Source organism: Pseudomonas gregormendelii (genome assembly GCF_017114825.1).
GTDB lineage: Bacteria > Pseudomonadota > Gammaproteobacteria > Pseudomonadales > Pseudomonadaceae > Aquipseudomonas > Aquipseudomonas gregormendelii.
In genome coordinates this window covers 41,285-62,239 of record NZ_JADEVO010000027.1, presented here as the reverse complement: position 1 = coordinate 62,239, position 20,955 = coordinate 41,285, and the positions used below count along the sequence as shown (strand labels likewise).

19 protein-coding genes and 1 tRNA gene are annotated in these 20,955 nt (G+C 60.5%); 2 read left to right on the top strand and 18 right to left on the bottom strand.

Annotation, left to right across the window (positions count from 1 at the left end; genetic code table 11):
* Position 1: 1 nt before the first annotated feature.
* On the top strand, positions 2-802 hold the full coding sequence (locus tag IMW75_RS18485; RefSeq protein WP_205893420.1) for a TatD family hydrolase: 801 nt from the start codon (positions 2-4) through the stop codon (positions 800-802).
* Between the two features lie 165 nt (positions 803-967).
* On the opposite strand, the gene IMW75_RS27395 is transcribed toward IMW75_RS18485, so the two are convergent.
* The 3 genes from IMW75_RS27395 to ampD all read right to left on the bottom strand — a co-directional run bounded on the left by IMW75_RS27395 (position 968) and on the right by ampD (position 4,559).
* Entirely contained in the window at positions 968-1,672 is a 705-nt protein-coding gene (locus IMW75_RS27395; protein ID WP_414704657.1) for a methyl-accepting chemotaxis protein, read from the bottom strand.
* 1,493 nt (positions 1,673-3,165) lie between these two features.
* Positions 3,166-4,002, bottom strand: coding sequence for a regulatory signaling modulator protein AmpE (ampE, locus tag IMW75_RS18475; RefSeq protein ID WP_205893418.1), 837 nt, complete (start codon positions 4,000-4,002; stop codon positions 3,166-3,168).
* A complete protein-coding gene (gene ampD, locus IMW75_RS18470) occupies positions 3,999-4,559 on the bottom strand; it encodes a 1,6-anhydro-N-acetylmuramyl-L-alanine amidase AmpD (RefSeq protein WP_045060034.1) in 561 nt (186 codons plus the stop codon). Before ampD ends, ampE begins: the two co-directional genes overlap by 4 nt.
* Before the next feature lie 195 nt (positions 4,560-4,754).
* Here ampD and nadC point away from each other — a divergent pair, with 195 nt between their 5' ends.
* Positions 4,755-5,603, top strand: coding sequence for a carboxylating nicotinate-nucleotide diphosphorylase (gene nadC / locus IMW75_RS18465; protein ID WP_045060035.1), 849 nt, complete (start codon positions 4,755-4,757; stop codon positions 5,601-5,603).
* A gap of 113 nt (positions 5,604-5,716) precedes the next feature.
* On the opposite strand, the gene IMW75_RS18460 is transcribed toward nadC, so the two are convergent.
* The 15 genes from IMW75_RS18460 to infB form a co-directional block, all read right to left on the bottom strand.
* Positions 5,717-6,022 carry a DUF6388 family protein gene (locus IMW75_RS18460; protein ID WP_045060036.1) on the bottom strand — a complete coding sequence of 102 codons (306 nt, stop codon included), beginning with the start codon at positions 6,020-6,022 and terminating at the stop codon, positions 5,717-5,719.
* Between the two features lie 698 nt (positions 6,023-6,720).
* A complete protein-coding gene (locus IMW75_RS18455; RefSeq protein ID WP_205893417.1) occupies positions 6,721-7,263 on the bottom strand; it encodes a hypothetical protein in 543 nt (180 codons plus the stop codon).
* Between the two features lie 445 nt (positions 7,264-7,708).
* Positions 7,709-9,574, bottom strand: a complete 1,866-nt coding sequence (locus IMW75_RS18450; RefSeq protein ID WP_205893416.1) for a DUF927 domain-containing protein — start codon at positions 9,572-9,574, stop codon at positions 7,709-7,711.
* The gene (locus IMW75_RS18445) at positions 9,561-10,625 is read right to left on the bottom strand and encodes a toprim domain-containing protein (protein ID WP_205893415.1); all 1,065 of its coding nucleotides are present in this window, start codon (positions 10,623-10,625) and stop codon (positions 9,561-9,563) included. Before IMW75_RS18445 ends, IMW75_RS18450 begins: the two co-directional genes overlap by 14 nt.
* A 3-nt stretch (positions 10,626-10,628) precedes the next feature.
* Positions 10,629-10,907, bottom strand: a complete 279-nt coding sequence (locus IMW75_RS18440; RefSeq protein ID WP_205893414.1) for a hypothetical protein — start codon at positions 10,905-10,907, stop codon at positions 10,629-10,631.
* A complete protein-coding gene (locus tag IMW75_RS18435) occupies positions 10,900-11,112 on the bottom strand; it encodes a hypothetical protein (RefSeq protein WP_205893413.1) in 213 nt (70 codons plus the stop codon). Before IMW75_RS18435 ends, IMW75_RS18440 begins: the two co-directional genes overlap by 8 nt.
* Positions 11,113-11,393: 281 nt before the next feature.
* Positions 11,394-11,615: a helix-turn-helix transcriptional regulator gene (locus tag IMW75_RS18430; protein WP_205893412.1), complete on the bottom strand. Its 222-nt coding sequence runs from the start codon at positions 11,613-11,615 to the stop codon at positions 11,394-11,396.
* Positions 11,616-11,757: 142 nt separating this feature from the next.
* Positions 11,758-12,435 (bottom strand): hypothetical protein, encoded by a 678-nt coding sequence (locus IMW75_RS18425; RefSeq protein WP_205893411.1) that lies wholly within the window; start codon positions 12,433-12,435, stop codon positions 11,758-11,760.
* A 136-nt stretch (positions 12,436-12,571) separates the two neighbouring features.
* On the bottom strand, positions 12,572-13,786 hold the full coding sequence (locus tag IMW75_RS18420) for a tyrosine-type recombinase/integrase (protein ID WP_205893410.1): 1,215 nt from the start codon (positions 13,784-13,786) through the stop codon (positions 12,572-12,574).
* A gap of 168 nt (positions 13,787-13,954) precedes the next feature.
* Positions 13,955-14,030 (bottom strand) — tRNA-Thr (locus tag IMW75_RS18415).
* A 215-nt stretch (positions 14,031-14,245) separates the two neighbouring features.
* On the bottom strand, positions 14,246-16,351 hold the full coding sequence (gene pnp / locus IMW75_RS18410; protein WP_045060037.1) for a polyribonucleotide nucleotidyltransferase: 2,106 nt from the start codon (positions 16,349-16,351) through the stop codon (positions 14,246-14,248).
* A gap of 195 nt (positions 16,352-16,546) precedes the next feature.
* Positions 16,547-16,816, bottom strand: coding sequence for a 30S ribosomal protein S15 (gene rpsO, locus IMW75_RS18405; protein ID WP_028623136.1), 270 nt, complete (start codon positions 16,814-16,816; stop codon positions 16,547-16,549).
* A 117-nt stretch (positions 16,817-16,933) separates the two neighbouring features.
* Positions 16,934-17,851, bottom strand: coding sequence for a tRNA pseudouridine(55) synthase TruB (truB, locus tag IMW75_RS18400; protein WP_045060038.1), 918 nt, complete (start codon positions 17,849-17,851; stop codon positions 16,934-16,936).
* 3 nt (positions 17,852-17,854) lie between these two features.
* On the bottom strand, positions 17,855-18,256 hold the full coding sequence (gene rbfA, locus IMW75_RS18395; protein ID WP_045060039.1) for a 30S ribosome-binding factor RbfA: 402 nt from the start codon (positions 18,254-18,256) through the stop codon (positions 17,855-17,857).
* A 159-nt stretch (positions 18,257-18,415) separates the two neighbouring features.
* Entirely contained in the window at positions 18,416-20,941 is a 2,526-nt protein-coding gene (infB, locus tag IMW75_RS18390) for a translation initiation factor IF-2 (protein ID WP_205893409.1), read from the bottom strand.
* Positions 20,942-20,955: the final 14 nt, after the last annotated feature.

The window sequence follows — 20,955 nt, the reverse complement described above, 5'->3', positions numbered from 1 at the left end:
CGTGGAGCTGATTGATACCCACACCCACCTGGACTTTGCCGATTTCGACGCCGATCGCACGGCGCTGCTGGCTGAAAGCCGCGCACTGGGTGTGCGGCGGATGGTGGTGCTGGGGGTTTACCAGGATAACTGGCAGCGGGTGTGGGACCTGGTGCAAAGCGATTCTGACTTGTACGCGGCGTTCGGCTTGCACCCGGTTTATCTGGACCAGCACCAGCCTGAGGATCTATCTGAGCTGGGTGCCTGGCTTGAGCGCTTGGCCGGCCATCGACAGGTGTGCGCGGTGGGCGAGATCGGCCTGGATTACTTCATAGAAACCCTGGACCGCGAGCGCCAGCAGGCGTTGTTCGAAGCGCAATTGCAACTGGCAGCGGATTTCAACTTGCCGGCGCTGATCCATGTGCGTCGCAGCCATGCGGCCGTGATCGCCACGCTCAAACGCCTGCGCCTGAAACGCGCGGGCATCATCCACGCGTTTGCCGGCAGCAAGGAAGAGGCTCGCGAGTACATCAAGCTGGGGTTCAAGCTCGGCCTGGGCGGCGCCGCGACCTGGCCCCAGGCCCTGCGCATGCACCGGGTGCTGGCGGAGTTGCCCCTGGACGCCGTGGTGCTGGAAACCGACTCGCCGGACATGGCACCGGCGATGTACCCCGGCGAGCGCAACAGCCCGGCGCATTTGCCGGCTATCTGTGTGGCGTTGGCGGCGATCATGGGCGTCAGTGCAGAGCAGTTGGCGGCTGCCAGCAGTGCCAATGCGTGCGCAGTGTTCGATTGGACTATTCCAGCTCAGAGCGGCCTGTAGGAGCAAAGCTTGCTCGCGACTGCGGCATGACAGTCGACATAGGTGCTGAATGTCAGTCCGTCATCGCGAGCAAGCTTTGCTCCTACAGAGGTTGGCTCATACAAAAGTTTGCTTTCACAAAGCCTTGCTTGCGCTGAGTTTGCATCTGCAGGGCCAGCCGGGGTGTCACACCCGGAATGCGCTGATCAGCTGCTTCAACTCCACCACCTGGAGCGACAGTGCCCTGCTCGCGTCTTCGGTCTGGTGCGCGCCTTCGGCCGTCCTTTCGCCCGCACGGTTGATCTCGACGATGTTCTGGTCGATGTCATGCGCCACGGCCGTCTGCTGCTCGACGGCAGCCGCGATCTGCTGGTTCTGGTCGACGATCATGCCGACTGCGTCGAGGATGTTTTCCAGCGCCTGCTGGACTTTCTCCGACTGCCCCACGGTACCGCTGGCCATCTGATGACTGCTGCCCATGGCCTTCACCGCGGCGCCTACGCCACTGTGCAGCTTGCTGATCATTTGCTCGATTTCTTCAGTCGATTGCTGGGTGCGCTTGGCCAGGGTCCTGACCTCATCGGCCACTACCGCAAATCCACGCCCCTGCTCACCCGCCCGCGCGGCCTCGATGGCCGCGTTGAGCGCCAGCAGGTTGGTTTGCTCGGCAATGCTCTTGATCACTTCAAGCACGCGGCTGATGGCCTGGCTGTCCGTGGCCAGTTGATTGATCACCAGCACCGACTGGTCGATTTCCCCGGCCAGAGCGGCAATGCTGCCCTGTTGCGATTGCACGAGGCCGCGCCCGCTAAGCGTCTCGTCATTGACGCTGTGGGCGCTACTGACCGCTGCGGCGGCACTGCGCGCCACTTCCAGGGAAGTCGCCGACATCTGGTTCATGGCGGTCGCCACCTGCTCGATCTGCAGGCGCTGCCCCGCCACGGCCTGGTTGCTGCGCGCGGAGACGTTTTCGACCTGGCCGGCCTGGCGCTCGACTTCACCTACGGTGTGCCCCACGCGCTCGATCAAGTCGTGGATTTTCTTCACGGTTGCGTTGAACACCTCGCCCAACTCACCCAGTTCATCGCGGCTATTGGCGTTGAAGGTTACTGTCATGTCGCCGGCCGCGACCTTGTCCATCATCGCGCCCAGGTTCTTCAAGGTGGTGCGGGTGGACGCGTAGAAACCGCCATACAGATAGAAAATCAGGATGAACACCACCGATAACGCCACAGCCTGCAGCACCATGTGCGTGCGGTTCTGCTCAAGGCGTTGCTGCAGCTGGGTCTCGAGGAATTTCAGGGTGGCTTCATTGAGCTGGTAGGTCTGGCCCATCAGGCCCGTGACCTGGTCGTAGAAACCCTGCCACGGCGCGTCCAGCGTATCAGCCATGACCACCTGCTCTTCAAACAGCTCGCTGGCTTTTTTCAAGGTCGACTGGCTGATATCGGCTTGAGCCGCCAGGCTTTCCCTGGCCGCCTTGCTTGAACCGAGTGCGTCCTGCAGCTTCAGCCCGTACTCGCCCTGGAGCTTTTCGATTTGCGCCAACAGCTCGTCGAAGCGGGTGCTCGACGCCGAATTGAGAAAGCCCTGCCCCAGGGAAAACGCACCCATGGCCCGCCCTTCACCCAGCAACTGGGTGACCGCAGGGGTAACGGTGGTAATGAGTTCGGTCAGTTGCCGCATGTCGCTTTGCGTATCGCGGCTCAGGCCGGCCTGACTGGCAATGATCTGGCTGAAAATCTGCGCGCTGCCAAGCAGCTTGCCGATCATGCCACTTTTACTCTGCACGGAGCTCTCGGCCTGCTGGGCCTTGAAGGCAGCGATCATTTCATCGCGCTTGGCCTCGAACACCGCAATCTGTTCCGGGTCCGACGACATGGCGCTCAACCCCTGCAGGCGTGCCAACAGGCTTTGTTCCAAAGCGCTGATTGTCGACTCGACGTTGCCGGCCTTGCCCGACTGCCCCAAGGTGACGTTGATCTGCACCAGGTTGTTGAGCGTTTCCAGATCCCGGCGCAGCGCCAGACTGCTGCCCAGCAGGTCGATGCTTTGCAGTTCGACCCGCGTGCCCTGGAATTCGCGATAGGAATCGCGCACCAGATAAAAGTTGGTCACCAGCATCGGTATGAGGAACAGCACGCTGATCAGGCTGAACTTCATGCCAAAGCTCAGGCGATTCATTAGCGCGACGGCGGGATAGAGCAAGCTCTTCACTGTGAAGTCTCCCTTGGATTTCTTATTGTTATTGGCAGGCGCACAGAGAAAGCAGATAGCCACTATTGAGCGCTGTCTCTGTATAGCTTAAATCGGCGGGAGTTTTTGTAACTTAAGGTTAACGACGAAGATCGTGTGCATCGATCTTCGTCGTCAGGGGGCAGGATTCAGGGAAGGACTGTCAACAGGGCGAAACCGGCGTACCAGAGCACGGCTGAGCGCAGCAGCAGCTCCCAGATCCGGTCGAGGCTGTTGATGCCGTCCGGGCCGACCACCGGTGCGGGGATCTCGCCGGCCACCAGGCCGACTTTTTCGATCAGCTGGGCCGCGCTGATGTCCCAGTTCAGCAGTTCGTGGAGCATGACCCGGCTGACCGCAACAAAGTTGCCGACCAATGCAAAGCTCGCCGCCAACAGGCGTACCGGTATCCAGTCGAAGGCATGGCGCAATTGCGCGGCACGCTCGGCGACTGCGGGGTTCTGGGAGTGGACTTCGGCCAGTGCCAGCAGGCGATAGCTCAGTGCAGCGACCGGGCCCAGCAGGAAGTACCAGAAGATCACCGCGAAGAAACTCTGGTAGGCCTCCCACAGCAAGTGCGCCTGGACGCGTTCGAGCAACTGTTCGCCACTGTCTGCGCAGATAGCCAGATCACGGTTCGCCACATGCCCGGCCGCTTGCAAGTCTTCCCGGCGCCAGGCGTCGCGGAAGGGGCCGAGGCCGGCGAGCAGATCGCCGCGGCCCAGGCTGTAGATCACCACCAGCAAATGCACAGGCAAGGCCAACAAGCCGTAGGCCACTGGATCGAGGACGACCAACAGCAGGCCCAGCAGCGCAACAGGCAGCAACACCAGAATCACCAGCACCAGCCATGGGTGGCTCGCCAGGCGGGGGCTGGCTTCAAGCTTGTGCAGTTCGCGCAACCATCCGCCGTCGCGCTGGACCCGATGACGCAGGGCCGAGAACTTCTCGATCCAGACCGCCAACAGCAACACCAGAAAACTCATTGTTGTTCCTCTTTTGCCAGGGCTGCGCGATAGCGTGCCCAGTCGAACGCTGGCCCCGGATCGGTCTTGCGACCGGGTGCGATGTCACTATGACCGCAAATACGCTGTGGCGTGATGGCCGGGAAAGCCCTCTGCAATTGTCGGGTCAGCCCCGTCAGCGCCTCGTATTGAGCGTCAGTGAAAGGCTGATCATCGGTGCCTTCAAGCTCAATGCCCACGGAAAAATCGTTACAAGTTTCCCGCCCTTCGAAAACCGAGACCCCCGCGTGCCAGGCACGCTCAAGGCAAGAGACAAATTGAGTCAGGGTGCCATCTCGTTCAATCAGAAAGTGGGCGGACACTCGCAGATCGGCAATCCCCGCAAAATACGGATGCTCCGTGACATCCAGGCGATTCTGGAAAAACGCCTGCACCTTGCCGGTGGCGAATTGCGCTGGCGGCAGGCTGATGTTGTGGATCACCAGCAGGGAAATTTCATCCGTAGGGCGCGCATTGAAGTTGGGCGAAGGACAGACCTGGGCGCCTTCACACCAACCACTCGCGGGGTCCAACTGCATACCGGCTCCTTCAGGGTCGACTGTATTGGCCCCCAGTATGCCGCGATAGACCCTCCGTGCGCGATCACTTGCCACGATTGATCTCCCGGGCCAGGCGACCAAATGCAGGTTTCACCACCGAGCAGGGCTTCTGATGCCTTGGGTTGCCGCGTGCCATGGCCCTATAATCGGAGCACTTTGTTTGTGGAGCCCTTTATGCCGAATCTACGTCTCGCCGATTTGACTGCCGAAATCGAAGCCAACGTGCGCCGTGCGTTGCTTGAAGATATCGGCAGCGGCGACATCACTGCACTGTTGATCCCGGCAGAACGCCTGGCCAAAGCCACCATCATTACCCGTGACGCCGCCGTCATCGCCGGTACCGCCTGGGTCGATGCCGTGTTCCGGCAGCTGGACCCGCGAGTCGCCGTGCACTGGCAGGTGAGTGACGGCGACCGGGTGCAACCCAATCAGGCGCTGTTTCACCTCGAAGGCCCGGCGCGCTCGCTGCTGACGGGCGAGCGCTGCGCACTGAATTTCCTGCAACTGCTGTCGGGCGTTGCCACTCGCGCCCGGTACCTGGCGGATTTCGTTGCACACACCGAGGTCAAGCTGCTCGACACCCGTAAAACCCTCCCCGGCCTGCGCCTGGCACAAAAGTACGCGGTCACCTGCGGCGGTTGCCACAACCACCGCATTGGCCTGTATGACGCGTTCCTGATCAAGGAAAACCACATCGCGGCCTGCGGCGGCATTCCAGAAGCCATCAACGCCGCGCACAAGATTGCCCCGGGCAAGCCGGTGGAGATCGAGGTGGAAAGCCTGGGTGAGCTGAAGGAAGCGCTGGCAGCGGGTGCCGACATCATCATGCTCGACGAGCTGAGCCTGGATGACATGCGCGAAGCAGTGCGCCTGAACGGTGGCAAGGCGAAGCTGGAGGCCAGCGGCGGGGTCAACGAAAGCACGCTGCTGCCGATTGCTGAAACCGGTGTGGATTATATTTCGATCGGTGCGATGACCAAGGATGTGAAGGCGGTTGATCTGTCGATGCGCTTGAGTATCTGATTTCAATACTGTGGGAGCGAGCCTGCTCGCGATGAGCCTGAAAACACCGTGTTTACCCGGTAAACACGGGTTATCGTAAGCGCCCATCGCGAGCAGGATTGCTCCTGCAAGGGTCAGACGACGAGATTATTCATCTCGCAGTACTCGTCCCACTCCACGCCCAGGACTTCGGCTGCTTCCTTGTGCAAAACCAGGCGCGCAGCTTCGAACTCTTCCGGTGTCGAGGTGTACTTGAGCGTCAGCTCCCAGGGTTGCAGGCCCTGGGATTCTGCTTCGTCCTCGAACGCCCACTGGATCTGGTCTTTCTGATCGTCAGCGGGCAGGTCCTTGATCTCATCAGCCAGCTGGGGGGACTCAAGCAAATACTTCTTCAGCGCTTCTTCGTGACGAGCTTCCTGGGACACTTCTTTAACGGTCATGGCGTTCTCTTTGATCGGGGGAATGGAAGATGGATCTGGATCATCAAGGATCTCTCTGACGCAAATAAACCGATTGAAGCCCGATTTGTCTGGCCTTCAGAACCATTCGTGGATCATCTGAAAACAACGTGTCGCTGGTGCCCGAGACAGGAACCAAACCCTAAGCCTGCACACCCCGGCCTTACTGACCTGTAACCCGTTCAAAAAACAAATGGGTACTTAAATGGGTACACAGGTACTCGCCGTTGTACTCGCTTGGCCGCACTTGCTCAGGTACTCGCCGGGCACTACAACGATGATTAAGGCAGCGACGGCGAGGCCGGGCATCCTGTTACTTCCCGGCAAGCCCTGAGTAGTCCGCCATGCATTCGCGGGCGGGTGGTAAACGGTAGCAACTGCCGGTCGATAGATAAGGTAGGCCATCCGCCTTGGCCTCGGCAAGCCCTGAGTAATCGGCCATGCATTCGGGTGCGGGTGGCGAGTGGTGGTGGTGGCTGCCAGGCAACAGCGGCGGTCGGCCATCCTGTTACTTCCCGGCAAGCCCCGTGTAGTCCGCCATGCATTCGTGTGCGGGTGATAAGCGGTGGTGGTTGGTCGGGACCGATGAAGCCAACCGCCACGACAAGGCCCACTTAAACCCGGCACAACCCAGATAAACCGCCTATCCCTACCGATTATATCCATCCATGCCGGATTGATTAGCTGGCCCCGTCGTAAGTGCAGCGCAAGGCGCTGCCGGTTTCGCAATGGATGGGATTGCGCAAGCGGTGCGCAATGCAGGCCGGGCAGCGGACCAAGTGCCCCAGGTATGCGTCACGGGCGGCCCGCCAGGTGACGGAAAAACCCGTCGCGCTGGACGGTGGCGGCTGATCCTGGCGCGGGCCTGGTTCTGGCTCTGGCGGTGGCAGCCGCCAACCATGGGAGCGGATCAGTTCGGCGGCCAGGTGTGGCGCTGCCGCTGAGCACTCGGCCCCGTCTTCCGTCGTGAGCCTGCCGGTTGCCTCCAGCTGGCCGGGCGAACACTCCAGCAGCCACGCCACCCTGGCCAGCCAGCGACGTGGCGGCATGGCTTCGACCGGCACCAGACCCCGGCCCGCCAAGGCCCATTGGATTTCAGAGGGCCGTAAGAGCCGGTCAGCACGCGGCACCGGCACAACACGTACCAAGGCGGCACCATGGCGCGCCCTGGCGACACTCTCGACATGGACGCGCTCTGCGTCAGGGCTACACGTTATCTGCACGACACGACCACCCGCGAGTTCCAGCAGCCATAACCAACACGGTGAATCCGGTGCGGTGTTGGTCGCCTCCTGCTGGAACAGGCTGTCCGGCAGGCTCACCGCTGGTCACCCATCACCGCCTGGCTCACACCCATATGTGTCTGTGATTCAAAACCGGTGGGAACAGTGGGAACCGTGGGAACGCCCCGGTTTACGGGGCCTCCAGAGTGGGAACCTGTTCCCATCTCTTTTTGGTGTGGGAACAGAAATAGCCAGGATGAACAGAAAAGCGGCGCCCTAATAGACACAAAGTGGTGTGTGTTCCCACTGTTCCCACTTCTCTTATAAGGGTGGGAACGCCTACAGCCCGCGTATTTACTGGCTGTTCCCACTGTTCCCACTGTTCCCACCGTTTTTAGGTTCCTGTGAATATGGGCATTTTCATATCGACGTGAGAATGCGCCTGTCATGGCGGGCCGCCTTCGCCGTCCAGGCGTTCCGGGTCCACCACGTACAGGCCCGACGATCCACCGCCAGGCAGGCGGTATTTTTTCGTGTGACGCTTGCGGTCGGTGTCGCGCTTGGCCAGCGCACCCGCTGACTCCAGCGCCCTGACGATGCGGGGCAGCCCATAACCGTGCGCCGCTTCGATCAGCCCCGTGCGGTTGAACAGGAAAAGGCGCCCTTCTGGCATCACTTCCCAGTACCCGGCGCGGTTGATAATCCGGCTGTCCGTGTCTTCGGCGTCGATGTCGGAAAAGCGGCTGCTGCCATGGCGGTCGATAAAGTCCGCCACCCCGGCCAGGATCTGGCGATCCTCGGCGCTGCCGCTGCCCACACGGGCCAGCCATTCGCCATAAAGCAACTGGCAGTGCTTGAGACTGGTGCCTTCCGGCCATGGCAGCAGGCCGTAAGCGATGGCCATTTCTCCAGCCAGAGCGATCACCGCGAAACGGTCAGCGATGCGCCCAGACTGTGCACTATCGGTGACAAAGCAGGCGCGCACCTTGCTGAAGTCGCCTTGCAAACTGTCACGCTCGCCGCTGGATATGAGCCGCTCGACAAACTCCGCGCCCAGGTGCCCATGGTGCTGGCCAGCAAACACCGTCAGCGAGCGGTGAAAGTCTGCCGCCTCCATTCCGCATGTGTCGTCGAAGGCGCCGTGTGCCCGCGTCCCGGCGTTCACATCCACCATGCGCAACTCGGCCCCGGCGTGGGCCGCGTTTCCGCTGATGGCCGCGTGTTCGGCTAGGGAGCGCTCACCGCTGGAAAGGGTCAGCAGCCGCCAATTGAGTTTGGCGCGGCCTTCGCGCTCGCGGTTCATCGTGCCCTTGCCTTGGCCGTTGGCTAGGGCGTAAGTCATTTCCTGCACGCGCTTGGGATCGGCCCGTTTGATTTCGTCCAGTGACAACATCGTGTCATTACGTGAGGACGCCTCAATTTCCAAGCCGCCTTTGGTGACATCCCAGCTCGATGCGAACACAGCGGGATCACCCCACACCGTGGCGCTGATGAGCTGCGCCAGGGATTTGCCCTTGGAGCTGTCGCCGACCAAGTGCACACCGCCGCCATTCACCCCCACCAGGCTCAGCAGCGGACCCGCCAGGGCGCAACCGATGGCCAGGGTCAACACCGGGTTGCCCAGGCACTTGGCAGCAATCAGCGTCTGCCACTGCGCCAAGTCGCCCTTGGCGGCGAACAGCGCAGGCGCCTGGCCGCTGGATTGAAAGCGCACCGTGTCGCTGCCGATGGTGCGGTTAGGCAGCACGAATGCCCCTGACTCATGCCAGCCGGGACGGGTAGTGGTGGCCAAGGTCAGCACCGGTTCCTGGTCGAACAGGTATTCCATGAATGCACCGCGCTTTTTCAGCGCGATCAGCACGCCCATGGAAAACAGACTACGACGAGCGTCCTCGCCACTGCCGCCGAACACTTCCATGGGGAGCACCCATTCGCGCATCCCGCTTTGCGTGACCAGGTGCAGCAAACGGCCTTCGCTGCCGTCCTCAGTGCGCACGGTGCGAGCGGCGACAATGACCGGCGACGAGATCCACTCGTCCACGGCGTGACGCTCGCCTTCTGCGTCTGTTCGGTGGGTGTGCCAATACACGCCAGGGCGCAGTCTGCGTCCCCCTTCAAGTTGCACCGGATGTTCATACACCGCCCAGCCTGGCCGGATCGGGGCCACTTGCGGCGGGCGACCTTCCAGGAATTTGGCCGTGACCTTGGCCGCATGCGCGGCAGCGCCTGGTGTGGGGTCGGTGCCGTCCGTGGCCCCCGCCGTGCCGCCCAAATCAATGGTGGCAGGATGTGCGTGGTCATTCGTTGGCATGGTCAGCTTCCCAGCAGTACAGGTCGTTAAAGTCAGAGAGTTCTAGCGGTGCGCCTGGTGGCCACTGGGGTGTCGCGATCAGCGCACCAGCGGCCAAGGCGGCGGCATTGGCGGCAGCCTGGCCGGGGTTGCCATCGGTGCGCCGGTCATCGTCGGCAGCAATCGTCAAGTCAGTGAGGCCGCCGTATTTGCTGCGCAGGCCCACCGCTACCGGGCGCAGGTTTCCGGCGTTCATCGCGCAGACCACGGCAGCGGCGCCGTAGTGCGCCAGTAGCGTCACGCCAGTGGCCCAACCTTCACAGATGAATATCCGCACTCCAGGCTCAATGCGGCCCAGCGGGCAAAACGTGCCCGTCACCTGGCCGCCTGATAGGAAGCGTTTAGAGCCGTCCATGTAGATCCGCTGAAGGTTCACCAGGTCGCCGTCGAGGTTGTGCAGCGGCACCAACAACACGCCGTAGCGCTGACGAATGCCCGTCGCCGGAATGCGCTTGGCCACCAGATAGTTATGGGTCGGGTCGGCTGGTCGTGAGTCGTGCCAGAGCGTGCGCGCCAGGCTGGCGGCGTCCTGGTGCCGTTGTTCCCGCTCGGTGGCTTCGCGCTGCTGCCGTTGTTCGGCTTCAAGCCTGGCGGCGGCCAGGCGCTGTCGCTGGGTCTCACTGGAGCCGGTATCGGCGGGCCGTCCTTCCAAGGCGTCCAGATGCAAACCCAGGCGCCGCGCCAGGTCTCGTGCGGCATCGGCTTGGCGGGTGCCCCAGACATAAGCGGCCAGCGACACCAGGTCGCCGCCACCGTCACCGCTGGCGAAGTCGTGCCAGCGGCCATCGATCAGCGACACGGAAAAACTCCCGGCGTCGCGGTCGGCCCGCGTCGGATTGCGTGACCACCACTCATCACCCTTGCGGGTGCCTTCGGGCAGTAATTCCGGCACCAAGGCCGGGGCATAGATCAACGCCATATCGGCAGTGGCACGAATGGCGGCAATGGTCGGGCTTTCTTGAGGGCGAGCGCTCCCGCCGCACCCGGACCAGGCGCGTTTTTGGTCGGTCATGGGTTAGCCCTCTCGGTGGACTTGGTGCGCCTTACGGGCGGCGGCGTACAACGCTGCCGCGTCATCGGTCAGCAGCAGGACGGCACGGGACACACCGGCAACGGCGAGGTGTGCGTGGTCGTCAAGGTTGCTGCAAGCGAGCACGTCAAGCAGGTCGCGCACAGCGCCCAGGCGCCAATCGGCGGCGTCCATCAGTTGGTTGAGCGAGGCGGTGGCGTCCAGGAATAGGACGGGACCGGCGCAGCCTTGCGAGCCGCTTTCGAGTGGCTGGAAGTTACGCATGGCACACCTCCAGACTGGCCGCCAGGGTGAGGCGGTCACTGGCGTTCAGAACGCCCAGAGCGGTGGCCATCTGCACCAGGCCCAGCAAGTGGGTGCGCTGTTCGGGCTTGCGGTTGACGCGGTAGGCGATCAGTTCGGCGCCGATCAGGGCGATGGCCTGACGGTGACTGGTGCTGGACGGATTGAGGGCGTGAGAGTGTGTCATGGGTGGCGCTCCGCTTACTGGTTGGGAGCTGTCACCGTTCGCCGTCAAACGAATTAAGGTGGCAGCTGTGCGCAGGTTGACGGACCGGGGTAAACGGAACCCGGCAGACCTTTCGGTCTCCCACGCACAGCCGCCATAAAACGACATTGCGGGCACAAAAAAAGCGCCTGCAAGACTTGGGGCGCTGTAGCGCCGTTTACTGATCGGGCCGTCAAACCCGGTCGCTGAATTGGCAGCGACGGGCGAACAATAGCGCTTTGTTTGGCACCAGGCAAGGGCGGTCATGCGTTCGCGCCACCTGCCGACACGATCTTATCGGCAATCCAAGCCTGCACATGTTCAGCTGGCCAGGCCACGGAATTGGCACCGAGGCGCACGGCGCTGGGAAACTCCCCGGCACCGGACAGGCGATAAATCTGTGACTTGCTCAAGCCGACCAGGGCGCAGACGGCAGGTAGGCGCAGCAGCGCCGGGGTGACGGTTTGGGCGTGAATTGTAGCCATTCGTTGGGCCTCAATGGGGCTTGCTGGGAATGACTACAATTGACGCATAGGCCTTTGGCCAACCGAGTTATACAGCGTCTAACCTACCTCTAGCGGCGTCTAACGTCTCTCTAACGCCATAGCGATGCCGGTGCCAAATACCCTACCTCAACATGTTCCTGATCGTACCTGCTGAGGGGAATTCCTTGTTGCATAGAAAGTCCGCCAGCTCACGCAGGACACGGGCACGGGCGCCCATAGCCACCTTCACATCAAGCCCAGCGACCTGTAGGCAGAATGGATCGTTCGGGGCTTTGCGAGCAGCAGTTACCGCGATCTCTATCAGCCCCTCCAAGGCTTCGCGCTCACTGCCTTTGCGGCGCCCTTTTGGCTCGCCCGCTGAGTCGATTTGGCTATCCATGAGCCTAGGAAATGGGCGCTCGACAAAGACCAGCTGGTGCGTCAGCTCCTGCCGATCAAAGCCAACCGCCGCTGCCGCGACCGGACGTAAACCGTCAATCTGGTTGCCGCACTCAATGAGTTCGGGGCCGGTGTGACCTGCCTGCATATGCTGATCGAAGTAGGTTATGAGTTGGGTCAGGCTGATACGTTGAAGGCCGCGCTGCCTGCTCGGCCTTGCGACCGTGCCGACACAACAGATACTCCCATCAAGGTAATCCGACTGTCCTTGTTTGCCCCGAAAGATGGCCAACTCAGCGAAGGTTTCGCGCAGCTCCCAGGCGGCAGCGGCGTGGCTGCAAGCCAGTGCTTGGCTGTAATGCTTGATTAGATCGGAAAGGCGAATGAAGTCCGCCGCTGGCACGGATGTGGTGTGAAGCATATTGCCCCCAGACAATCCCCCAGAGCGGTAGAACGGCCAGCCGGGCGTCTGGGGGGAATCGCCTGTTCACCCCGTCGGGCTAGGCTGGCCGTAGCGCGATTGTACAGCGTCGGTTCGGCGGCGCCAGACAGAGCATTTAGGCGCGGCGCCCGAAGGCTCCGGCCACCACGTTGCCGCCCCTGCCCAGGTTATCCAGATGGTCCGCGTACCACTGAAGCATCTGGCGGCGACCCTCCAGGTACTGCGCATGGTTGTAAGTGCCTCGAATCGAGTTTTTATCAACGTGTGCCAACTGAGTTTCCACCCACTCGCTGGAGTAATTCTGCTCATGCAAAGCGGTGGACATGGTGTGGCGGAATCCGTGGCCCGTGGTCTTGCCGTCGTAGCCGCACCGCTTCAACAACTGATTGATGGCCGCCTCGCTCATTGGCTTGGCTGGGTCGTTGCGACCCGGAAAAGCCAGGGTGTAACCACCCGTAATAGCGCGTAGCTCGATCAGGACTTCCAGCGCTTGCCGGGACAGTGGCACCAAATGCGGACGGCGCTTTTTCATGCGCTCAGCCGGGATCGACCATAGGCCCGCTTCAAGGTCGAACTCTGCCCATGGCGCGCCGCGTAGCTCAGCGGTACGGACTCCCGTCAGCAGTAGCAAGCGAGCTCCCAACTTAACCACGTCATGGCCGCGACAGGCACGCACGGCGGCCAGCAGCGCGGGCAGCTCGGCAATGGGCAGAAACGGATAGTGCTCGGCTTCGGGTGCTCGCAGGGCGCCACCCACGTCGGCTATTGGATTGTACTCAGCGTTCCCCGTGGCAATGGCAAAGCGGTAAACCTCCTGACAGCGTTGGCGTACTTTGCGCAACTTCTCCAGCGCCCCGCGTGCCTCTATACGGCGGAACACGCCCAGCCATTCCAACGGCTTGATGGCAATCAAGGATTGAGAGCCAACGTGCGGGAAAACGTCCAGCTCAAAACCCTCCAGCACATCGGTGGCGTAGCCCGGCGACCAGCGAGGCACTTTGTGTGCGTGCCACTCCAACGCCAGAGCCTTGAAGGTATTGGCGCGGTCGGCAGCGGCTTGGGTGCGTGACGACTGGCGCTCCATTCCGGGGTGTTTGCCCTGGCTTACCAAGCTGCGCGCCTCGCTGGTCCGCTGCCTAGCCTGAGCAAGCGTTACCTTGTTTAGAGGGCCAAGGGAGATATGGGACTGCTTGCCATCCAGGCGAAAGCGAAAGCGCCACGACTTGCTCCCGCATGGGCGCACCCGTAGCGATAGGCCGTCGCCGTCTGCCAGCTCGTAATCCTTGTGGCTAGGCGTGGCGTTCTTAATCTGCAAGGCGGTTAAGGCCATCGAATGAGTCCCCAGACTTTATTGAACCAGCATAGGGTACTAACATGGGTACTAACAACACAAGGGCTTCGATGAAACCGGATGGGACTCCATGAAACAAAAACCCCGCACTAGGCGGGGTTTGAGGATGGCATCGGGCACTGGATGGGACTGCAAAAAACTCTCTAATGGTGCCCGAGACAGGAATCGAACCTGCGACCTTCGCGTTACGAGTGCGCTGCTCTACCGGCTGAGCTACACGGGCAGTGGGCTAAACCTAGCACTGACTATAGAGTCAGGCAACTTCATACGCCCTAAAAACAAAAGATCGCAGCCTGCGGCAGCTCGTACATTGAAACCGAGTAGGAGCTGCCGCAGGCTGCGATCTTTTGATCTTTCTGTACAGAGCAAAAAAACGCCCCGCAGCGTTCACTGCGGGGCATTTTTTACAACGTCAAAGCTTTCAAGCGAAGGGGGTAATTAAACGCCCGAAGCCTTGGCAGCTGCCACGTCTTTGATGGAGAGCTTGATACGGCCGCGGTTGTCCACGTCCAGTACCAGCACTTCCACTTCCTGGCCTTCTTTCAGAATGTCGGTCACTTTCTCAACGCGAGCGTCGCTCAGCATCGAGATGTGAACCAGACCGTCCTTGCCAGGCAAGATGTTGACGAATGCGCCGAAGTCGACGATGCGCTCAACCTTACCCACGTAGATCTTGCCGATTTCAGCTTCAGCGGTGATGCCCAGAACGCGTTGGCGTGCTGCCTCAGCCGCTTCCTTGGTTTCGCCGAAGATCTTGATCGAGCCGTCGTCTTCGATGTCGATCGAAGCCTTGGTCTCTTCACAGATCGCACGAATGGTCGCGCCGCCTTTACCGATGACATCACGGATTTTGTCGGTGTCGATTTTCATCGCGATCATGGTCGGAGCGTTTTCCGACAGTTCGGTACGCGACTGGCCAATGATCTGGTTCATCTGGCCGAGGATGTTCAGGCGCGCTTCCAGGGCTTGGCCCAGGGCGATTTCCATGATCTCTTCGGTGATGCCCTTGATCTTGATGTCCATCTGCAGCGCGGTAACACCTTTGGCGGTACCGGCTACTTTGAAGTCCATGTCGCCCAGGTGGTCTTCGTCACCCAGGATGTCGGTCAGGATGGCGAACTTCTCGCCTTCTTTAACCAGACCCATGGCGATACCGGCAACCGGTGCCTTCATTGGCACGCCAGCGTCCATCAGGGCCAGGGAAGCGCCGCAGACCGAAGCCATCGAGCTCGAACCGTTGGATTCGGTGATTTCCGATACAACACGAATGGTGTACGGGAACACGTCGGCGGCTGGCAGCATCGCCTGAACCGAACGGCGGGCCAGACGGCCGTGACCGATTTCGCGACGACCAGCGCCACCCATGCGACCACACTCACCTACCGAGAACGGCGGGAAGTTGTAGTGCAGCATGAACGGGTCTTTTTTCTCGCCTTCCAGGGTGTCCAGCAGCTGCGCGTCACGGGCGGTGCCCAGAGTTGCAACAACCAGGGCCTGGGTTTCGCCACGGGTGAACAGGGCCGAACCGTGGGTCTTTGGCAGAACACCGACTTCGATGTTCAGAGGACGTACGGTCTTGGTGTCGCGACCATCGATACGTGGCTTGCCGTTTACGATGTTTTCGCGAACGGTGCGGTATTCGATTTCACCGAAGGCAGCTTTCACTTCGCTGGAAGAAGGCTGGCCTTCTTCACCGGACAGCTTGGCAACCACCTGGTCTTTCAACTCACCCAGGCGAGCGTAACGGTCGGCCTTGATGGTGATGGTGTAGGCCTGGGAGATCGCGTCGCCGAACTCGGCACGGATAGCGCCCAGCAGAGCGGTAGCTTCAGGCTGTGGAGCCCAGGCCCAAGTTGGCTTGGCCGCTTCGGCAGCCAGTTCTTTAACGGCGTTGATCACAACCTGGAACTCGTCGTGAGCAAACAGTACAGCGCCCAGCATCTGGTCTTCGGTCAGCTCTTTGGCTTCCGATTCAACCATCAGTACGGCTTCCGAGGTACCGGCAACGACCATGTCCAGGCTCGAAGCTTTCTGTTGCTCGTAAGTCGGGTTCAGCAGGTAGCCGGTGCTTTCGTGGAACGCAACACGGGCAGCGCCGATCGGGCCATCGAAAGGAATGCCGGAGATGGCCAGGGCCGCCGAGGTACCGATCATCGCAGCGATGTCCGGATCGGTCTTCTTGCTGGTGGAGACGACGGTGCAGACAACCTGCACTTCGTTCATGAAGCCTTCTGGGAACAGCGGACGGATCGGACGGTCGATCAGTCGGGAAGTCAGGGTTTCTTTCTCGGAAGGACGGCCTTCGCGCTTGAAGAAACCACCAGGGATCTTACCGGCAGCGTAAGTCTTTTCCTGGTAGTGAACGGAAAGAGGGAAGAAGCCTTTGCTCGGGTCAGCGGTCTTGGCGCCAACAACGGTCACCAATACGGTAACGTCGTCGTCAACGGTAACCAGCACTGCGCCGGAGGCTTGACGGGCGATACGGCCTGTCTCGAGGGTAACGGTCGACTGACCGAACTGGAATTTTTTGATAACCGGGTTCACGGTGTCCTACCTTCTTTGTGGCTCTTGGGGAACTTGTCTTCTTGCGAAATTCTTGGGCAATGTCGGGAATCGGCCCAACGCCTGTCCAGGGTAAAACGTGTATCCAGATAAAACTTGAGGCTGGGAGCCTGCCATGCGCCAGCGGGAAACCCGCTGACGCACAGCAAACAACCAACCTCATAGCGCAATCGCTTATTAGCGACGCAGACCCAGGCGACCGATCAGAGCGCTGTAACGGCTCACGTCTTTGCCTTTCAGGTAGTCCAGCAGCTTACGACGCTGGTTTACCATGCGGATCAGACCACGACGGGAGTGGTGATCTTTACCGTTGGCCTTGAAGTGACCTTGCAGTTTGTTGATGTTGTGGGTCAGCAGTGCAACTTGCACTTCTGGAGAACCAGTATCACCAACAGCTTGCTGGTAGTCGGCAACAATTTGAGCTTTTTCTTGAACGTCGAGAGCCATGAGGCAATCCTTTTATCAGGAAACTGTTTCAGAAAAACAGTCTCAATAGGCCAGGGACAAATCCCTGTATCTAAAAATGAGTAGTGACCGTGCCTATTAACAGCCACCCTCGTCCGGTCATTCTGACCGAATCAGTCGACGCGGCGCGATGCGCCCGTCTTCGCTCACTTCACCGATTCCGATGAAGCGACCATTGTGATCCTGTACCCGTACCATGCCGAACTTCGGCGCGTCCGGGGCTCGTACCGGCTGGCCGTTAAGCCAGTAGAACGAGCTGTGCTCCGAAAACTGCAGCAGTGGCCAATCCAGCAGGCCGCTGTCCGATGGCATCAGGAAGCGATCGACCGCTTCGTTACCGCCCTCGGCATGTACCGCTTCCAGCTCTTCAAGCGTGACAGTCTGCGCCAGAGTGAAAGGCCCGGCCTGGGTACGTCGCAATTCTGCAACGTAAGCGCCACAACCGAGTTGCTCACCGATATCCTCCACGAGGGTACGAATATAGGTGCCTTTGCTGCAATCCACCGCCAGCCGCGCAGTATCGCCTTCGAAGGCCAGCAATTCCAAGCGCGCAATAGTAACAGAACGCGGTTCGCGCTCCACTACTTCGCCTGCACGAGCCAGCTTGTAGAGCGGCTGCCCGTCACGCTTGAGCGCCGAGTACATAGGCGGTATCTGACTGATTTGCCCACGGAATTTTGGCAAAGCCGCTTCGATATCGACGCGACCAACGGTCACCGGGCGCTCCTGCAAAACCTCACCTTCGGCATCCGCCGTGGTGGTGGTCTTGCCCAGCTGCGCCAGGGTTTCATAGGCCTTGTCGGAATCGAGCAGGTATTGCGAAAACTTGGTCGCCTCCCCGAAGCACAACGGCAATACACCGGTGGCCAGCGGATCGAGACTGCCGGTGTGACCGGCCTTCTCGGCGTTCAGCAACCAGCGAACCTTCTGCAACGCCGCGTTGGAGGTGAACCCCAGCGGTTTGTCGAGCAGGATGATGCCGCTGACGTTACGACGGATACGTTTGACCTGAGCCACCGATTACTCCTTGGCGTCTTCGGGTTCAGCCGCTACCGGGCGCTGACTGTCTTCAGCCACCGCACGTTCGATCAGGGCCGACAGGTGCGCGCCACGCACGACACTTTCGTCGTAGTGGAAGTGCAGCTGCGGAACGCTGCGCAGTTTCATTTCACGGGCCAGCTGCATGCGCAGGAAACCTGCGGCGGAGTTGAGCACCTTGATGCTTTGCGCGATGTCTTCGGCGTTGTCCTGGCCCATCACGGTGATGAAGATCTTGGCGTGACCGACGTCACGGCTGACTTCAACAGCAGTAATGGTGACCAGGCCGACGCGCGGGTCTTTGACTTCACGACGGATCAGCTGTGCCAGCTCACGCTGCATCTGATCGCCGATACGTTGGGTACGGCTGTATTCTTTTGCCATGTCTTGTTACCTGTTACTGCCCCACGGTGAAACCCGTGTGGTCTGAAAGCGGCAAACGCCCGGCCTGACAGAAGCCAGACCGGGCGTTGCGTTTAGAGTCCTGACACCTGGCCGCGCATCTGCATGCGGCGGCCTGGCGTGGCCCTTGAAGTGCGCGAGTTAGAGGCTGCGAGCAACCTGAACCTTCTCGAAGACTTCGATCTTGTCACCGACTTTGACGTCGTTGTAGCTCTTCACGCCGATACCGCATTCCATGCCGGCACGTACTTCGGCAGCGTCATCCTTGAAGCGGCGCAGGGATTCCAGCTCGCCTTCGAAGATAACGATGTCTTCACGCAGTACACGGATTGGACGGTTACGGTGAACGACACCTTCGAGCACCATGCAACCGGCGATCGCGCCAAACTTCGGCGAGCGGAACACGTCACGCACTTCAGCGATACCCAGGATGTTCTCGCGAACATCGCTGCCCAGCATACCGGTGAGGGCTTTCTTGACGTCTTCGATGATGTCGTAGATCACGTTGTAGTAACGCATATCCAGACCTTCCTGCTCGACGATCTTGCGAGCGCCAGCATCGGCACGCACGTTGAAGCCGAACAGTACAGCGTTGGAGGCCAGTGCCAGGTTGGCGTCGGACTCGGTGATACCACCGACACCGCCACCGACAACACGCACTTGCACTTCGTCGTTACCCAGGCCGTTCAAGGCACCGTTCAACGCTTCCAGCGAACCACGGACGTCGGATTTGAGGACGATGTTAAGCGTCTTCTTCTCTGCCTGGCCCATGTTTTCGAAGATGTTTTCCAGCTTGCCGGCGTGAGCGCGAGCCAGTTTGACTTCGCGGAACTTGCCTTGACGGAACAGAGCCACTTCACGGGCTTTCTTCTCGTCCGACAGCACGCTCATCTCGTCGCCAGCGTCCGGGGTACCGTCCAGGCCGAGGATCTCGACAGGGATGGAAGGACCGGCTTCCTTGATTGGCTTGCCGTTCTCGTCGAGCATGGCACGTACACGGCCATAGTTCGAACCGACCAGCACCATGTCGCCTTGGCGCAGGGTACCGTCTTGAACCAGAACGGTTGCAACCGGGCCACGACCTTTGTCGAGACGCGATTCAACCACGACGCCACGGCCAGGAGCCGACGGAGTCGCTTTCAATTCAAGAACTTCAGCTTGCAGCAGGACAGCTTCGAGCAACTCGTCCACGCCGGTACCGACTTTCGCCGAAACCGATACGAACGGGGTGTCGCCGCCCCACTCTTCCGAAGTCACGCCGTGAACCGACAGCTCGCTACGGATGCGATCAAGATCAGCGCCCGGCTTGTCGATCTTGTTCACTGCAACCACCAGTGGAACACCGGCAGCCTTGGCGTGCTGGACAGCTTCAATGGTCTGCGGCATCACGCCGTCGTCCGCTGCAACTACCAGGATCACGATGTCAGTCGCCTTGGCACCACGAGCACGCATGGCGGTAAACGCGGCGTGACCCGGGGTGTCGAGGAAGGTGACCATGCCGCGTTCGGTTTCAACGTGGTACGCACCGATGTGCTGGGTGATACCGCCGGCTTCGCCAGCAGCTACCTTGGCACGACGGATGTAGTCGAGCAGCGAAGTCTTACCATGGTCAACGTGGCCCATTACGGTCACAACTGGCGCACGGGAGAACGTCTCACCTTCAAACTTCAGTGACTCGGCCAGGGAATCTTCCAGGGCGGTGTCGCTGACCAGGGTCACTTTGTGGCCCAGTTCTTCGGCTACCAGCTGAGCAGTTTCCTGATCAAGCACCTGGTTGATGGTCGCTGGAGTACCCAGTTTGAACATGAACTTGATGATTTCAGCAGCCTTGACCGACATCTGATTGGCGAGATCGCCAACAGTGATGGTCTCGCCGATCTGCACATCACGCACGACAGGGCCGGTTGGGCTCTGGAAACCGTGGGCGTTGCGTTTTTTCAGCTTGGCCTTGCCGCGACCACCACGACGGAAGCTATCGCTTTCTTCGTCGGTAGTACGTGGAGCAACCCGTGGAGCAGGCGCTTTCTCTTTGACCGAGGCACGATGCGGAGCGTTTTTGCGCTCGCCATCGCCACCACCGCTGCGACGATTGTTATCGTCTGCACGTGGTTTGTCCGGACGGCGCTGTTCGTTCTGCTTGTTACGAACGTCTGCAGACGGTGCTGGAGCAGCAGCCACAACCGGAGCGCTTTCACGCACAGGTTCGGCGGCCGCAGCAGGAGCCGCGACTGCGTCGTTGGTACCGGTTTGCGCAGGCTGGCGACGCGCTTCTTCTTCGGCGCGACGCTTGGTTTCTTCTTCAGCCTTCTGACGAGCAGCATTATCTACTGCGCGACGTTCATCCAGTTCGCGTTTGCGCTCGGCTTCGATTTCTTCCGGGCTGCGTTGTACGAAAACTTTCTTCTTGCGTACTTCAACGCTGATGCTTTTGCTGCCAGCAACACGCAGGGTGCTGGTGGTTTTACGCTGCAGCGTGATCTTACGTGGTTCTTCCACTTTCGCCTTGTGGCTGCTTTTCAAGTGAGTCAGCAAAGATTGCTTCTCACTGTCAGTCACATGTTCTTCGGCGGCGGTGTGCGGCAGACCTGCCTCACGCATCTGCTGCAACAGGCGCTCTACCGGTGTTTTGACCTCATCGGCCAGTTGTTTCACCGTGACTTGCGTCATGCACTTCTCTCCTC

What these genes read in the sequence shown, in the direction of transcription:
- IMW75_RS27395 (WP_414704657.1), bottom strand. Translation starts at nt 1,672, where the DNA reads ATGTCGGCGACTTCCCTGGAAGTGGCGCGCAGTGCCGCCGCAGCGGTC.
- ampE (WP_205893418.1), bottom strand. Translation starts at nt 4,002, where the DNA reads ATGAGTTTTCTGGTGTTGCTGTTGGCGGTCTGGATCGAGAAGTTCTCG.
- ampD (WP_045060034.1), bottom strand. Translation starts at nt 4,559, where the DNA reads ATGCAGTTGGACCCCGCGAGTGGTTGGTGTGAAGGCGCCCAGGTCTGT.
- nadC (WP_045060035.1), top strand. Translation starts at nt 4,755, where the DNA reads ATGCCGAATCTACGTCTCGCCGATTTGACTGCCGAAATCGAAGCCAAC.
- IMW75_RS18460 (WP_045060036.1), bottom strand. Translation starts at nt 6,022, where the DNA reads ATGACCGTTAAAGAAGTGTCCCAGGAAGCTCGTCACGAAGAAGCGCTG.
- IMW75_RS18450 (WP_205893416.1), bottom strand. Translation starts at nt 9,574, where the DNA reads ATGCCAACGAATGACCACGCACATCCTGCCACCATTGATTTGGGCGGC.
- IMW75_RS18445 (WP_205893415.1), bottom strand. Translation starts at nt 10,625, where the DNA reads ATGACCGACCAAAAACGCGCCTGGTCCGGGTGCGGCGGGAGCGCTCGC.
- IMW75_RS18440 (WP_205893414.1), bottom strand. Translation starts at nt 10,907, where the DNA reads ATGCGTAACTTCCAGCCACTCGAAAGCGGCTCGCAAGGCTGCGCCGGT.
- IMW75_RS18435 (WP_205893413.1), bottom strand. Translation starts at nt 11,112, where the DNA reads ATGACACACTCTCACGCCCTCAATCCGTCCAGCACCAGTCACCGTCAG.
- IMW75_RS18430 (WP_205893412.1), bottom strand. Translation starts at nt 11,615, where the DNA reads ATGGCTACAATTCACGCCCAAACCGTCACCCCGGCGCTGCTGCGCCTA.
- IMW75_RS18425 (WP_205893411.1), bottom strand. Translation starts at nt 12,435, where the DNA reads ATGCTTCACACCACATCCGTGCCAGCGGCGGACTTCATTCGCCTTTCC.
- IMW75_RS18420 (WP_205893410.1), bottom strand. Translation starts at nt 13,786, where the DNA reads ATGGCCTTAACCGCCTTGCAGATTAAGAACGCCACGCCTAGCCACAAG.
- rpsO (WP_028623136.1), bottom strand. Translation starts at nt 16,816, where the DNA reads ATGGCTCTCGACGTTCAAGAAAAAGCTCAAATTGTTGCCGACTACCAG.
- rbfA (WP_045060039.1), bottom strand. Translation starts at nt 18,256, where the DNA reads ATGGCAAAAGAATACAGCCGTACCCAACGTATCGGCGATCAGATGCAG.
- infB (WP_205893409.1), bottom strand. Translation starts at nt 20,941, where the DNA reads ATGACGCAAGTCACGGTGAAACAACTGGCCGATGAGGTCAAAACACCG.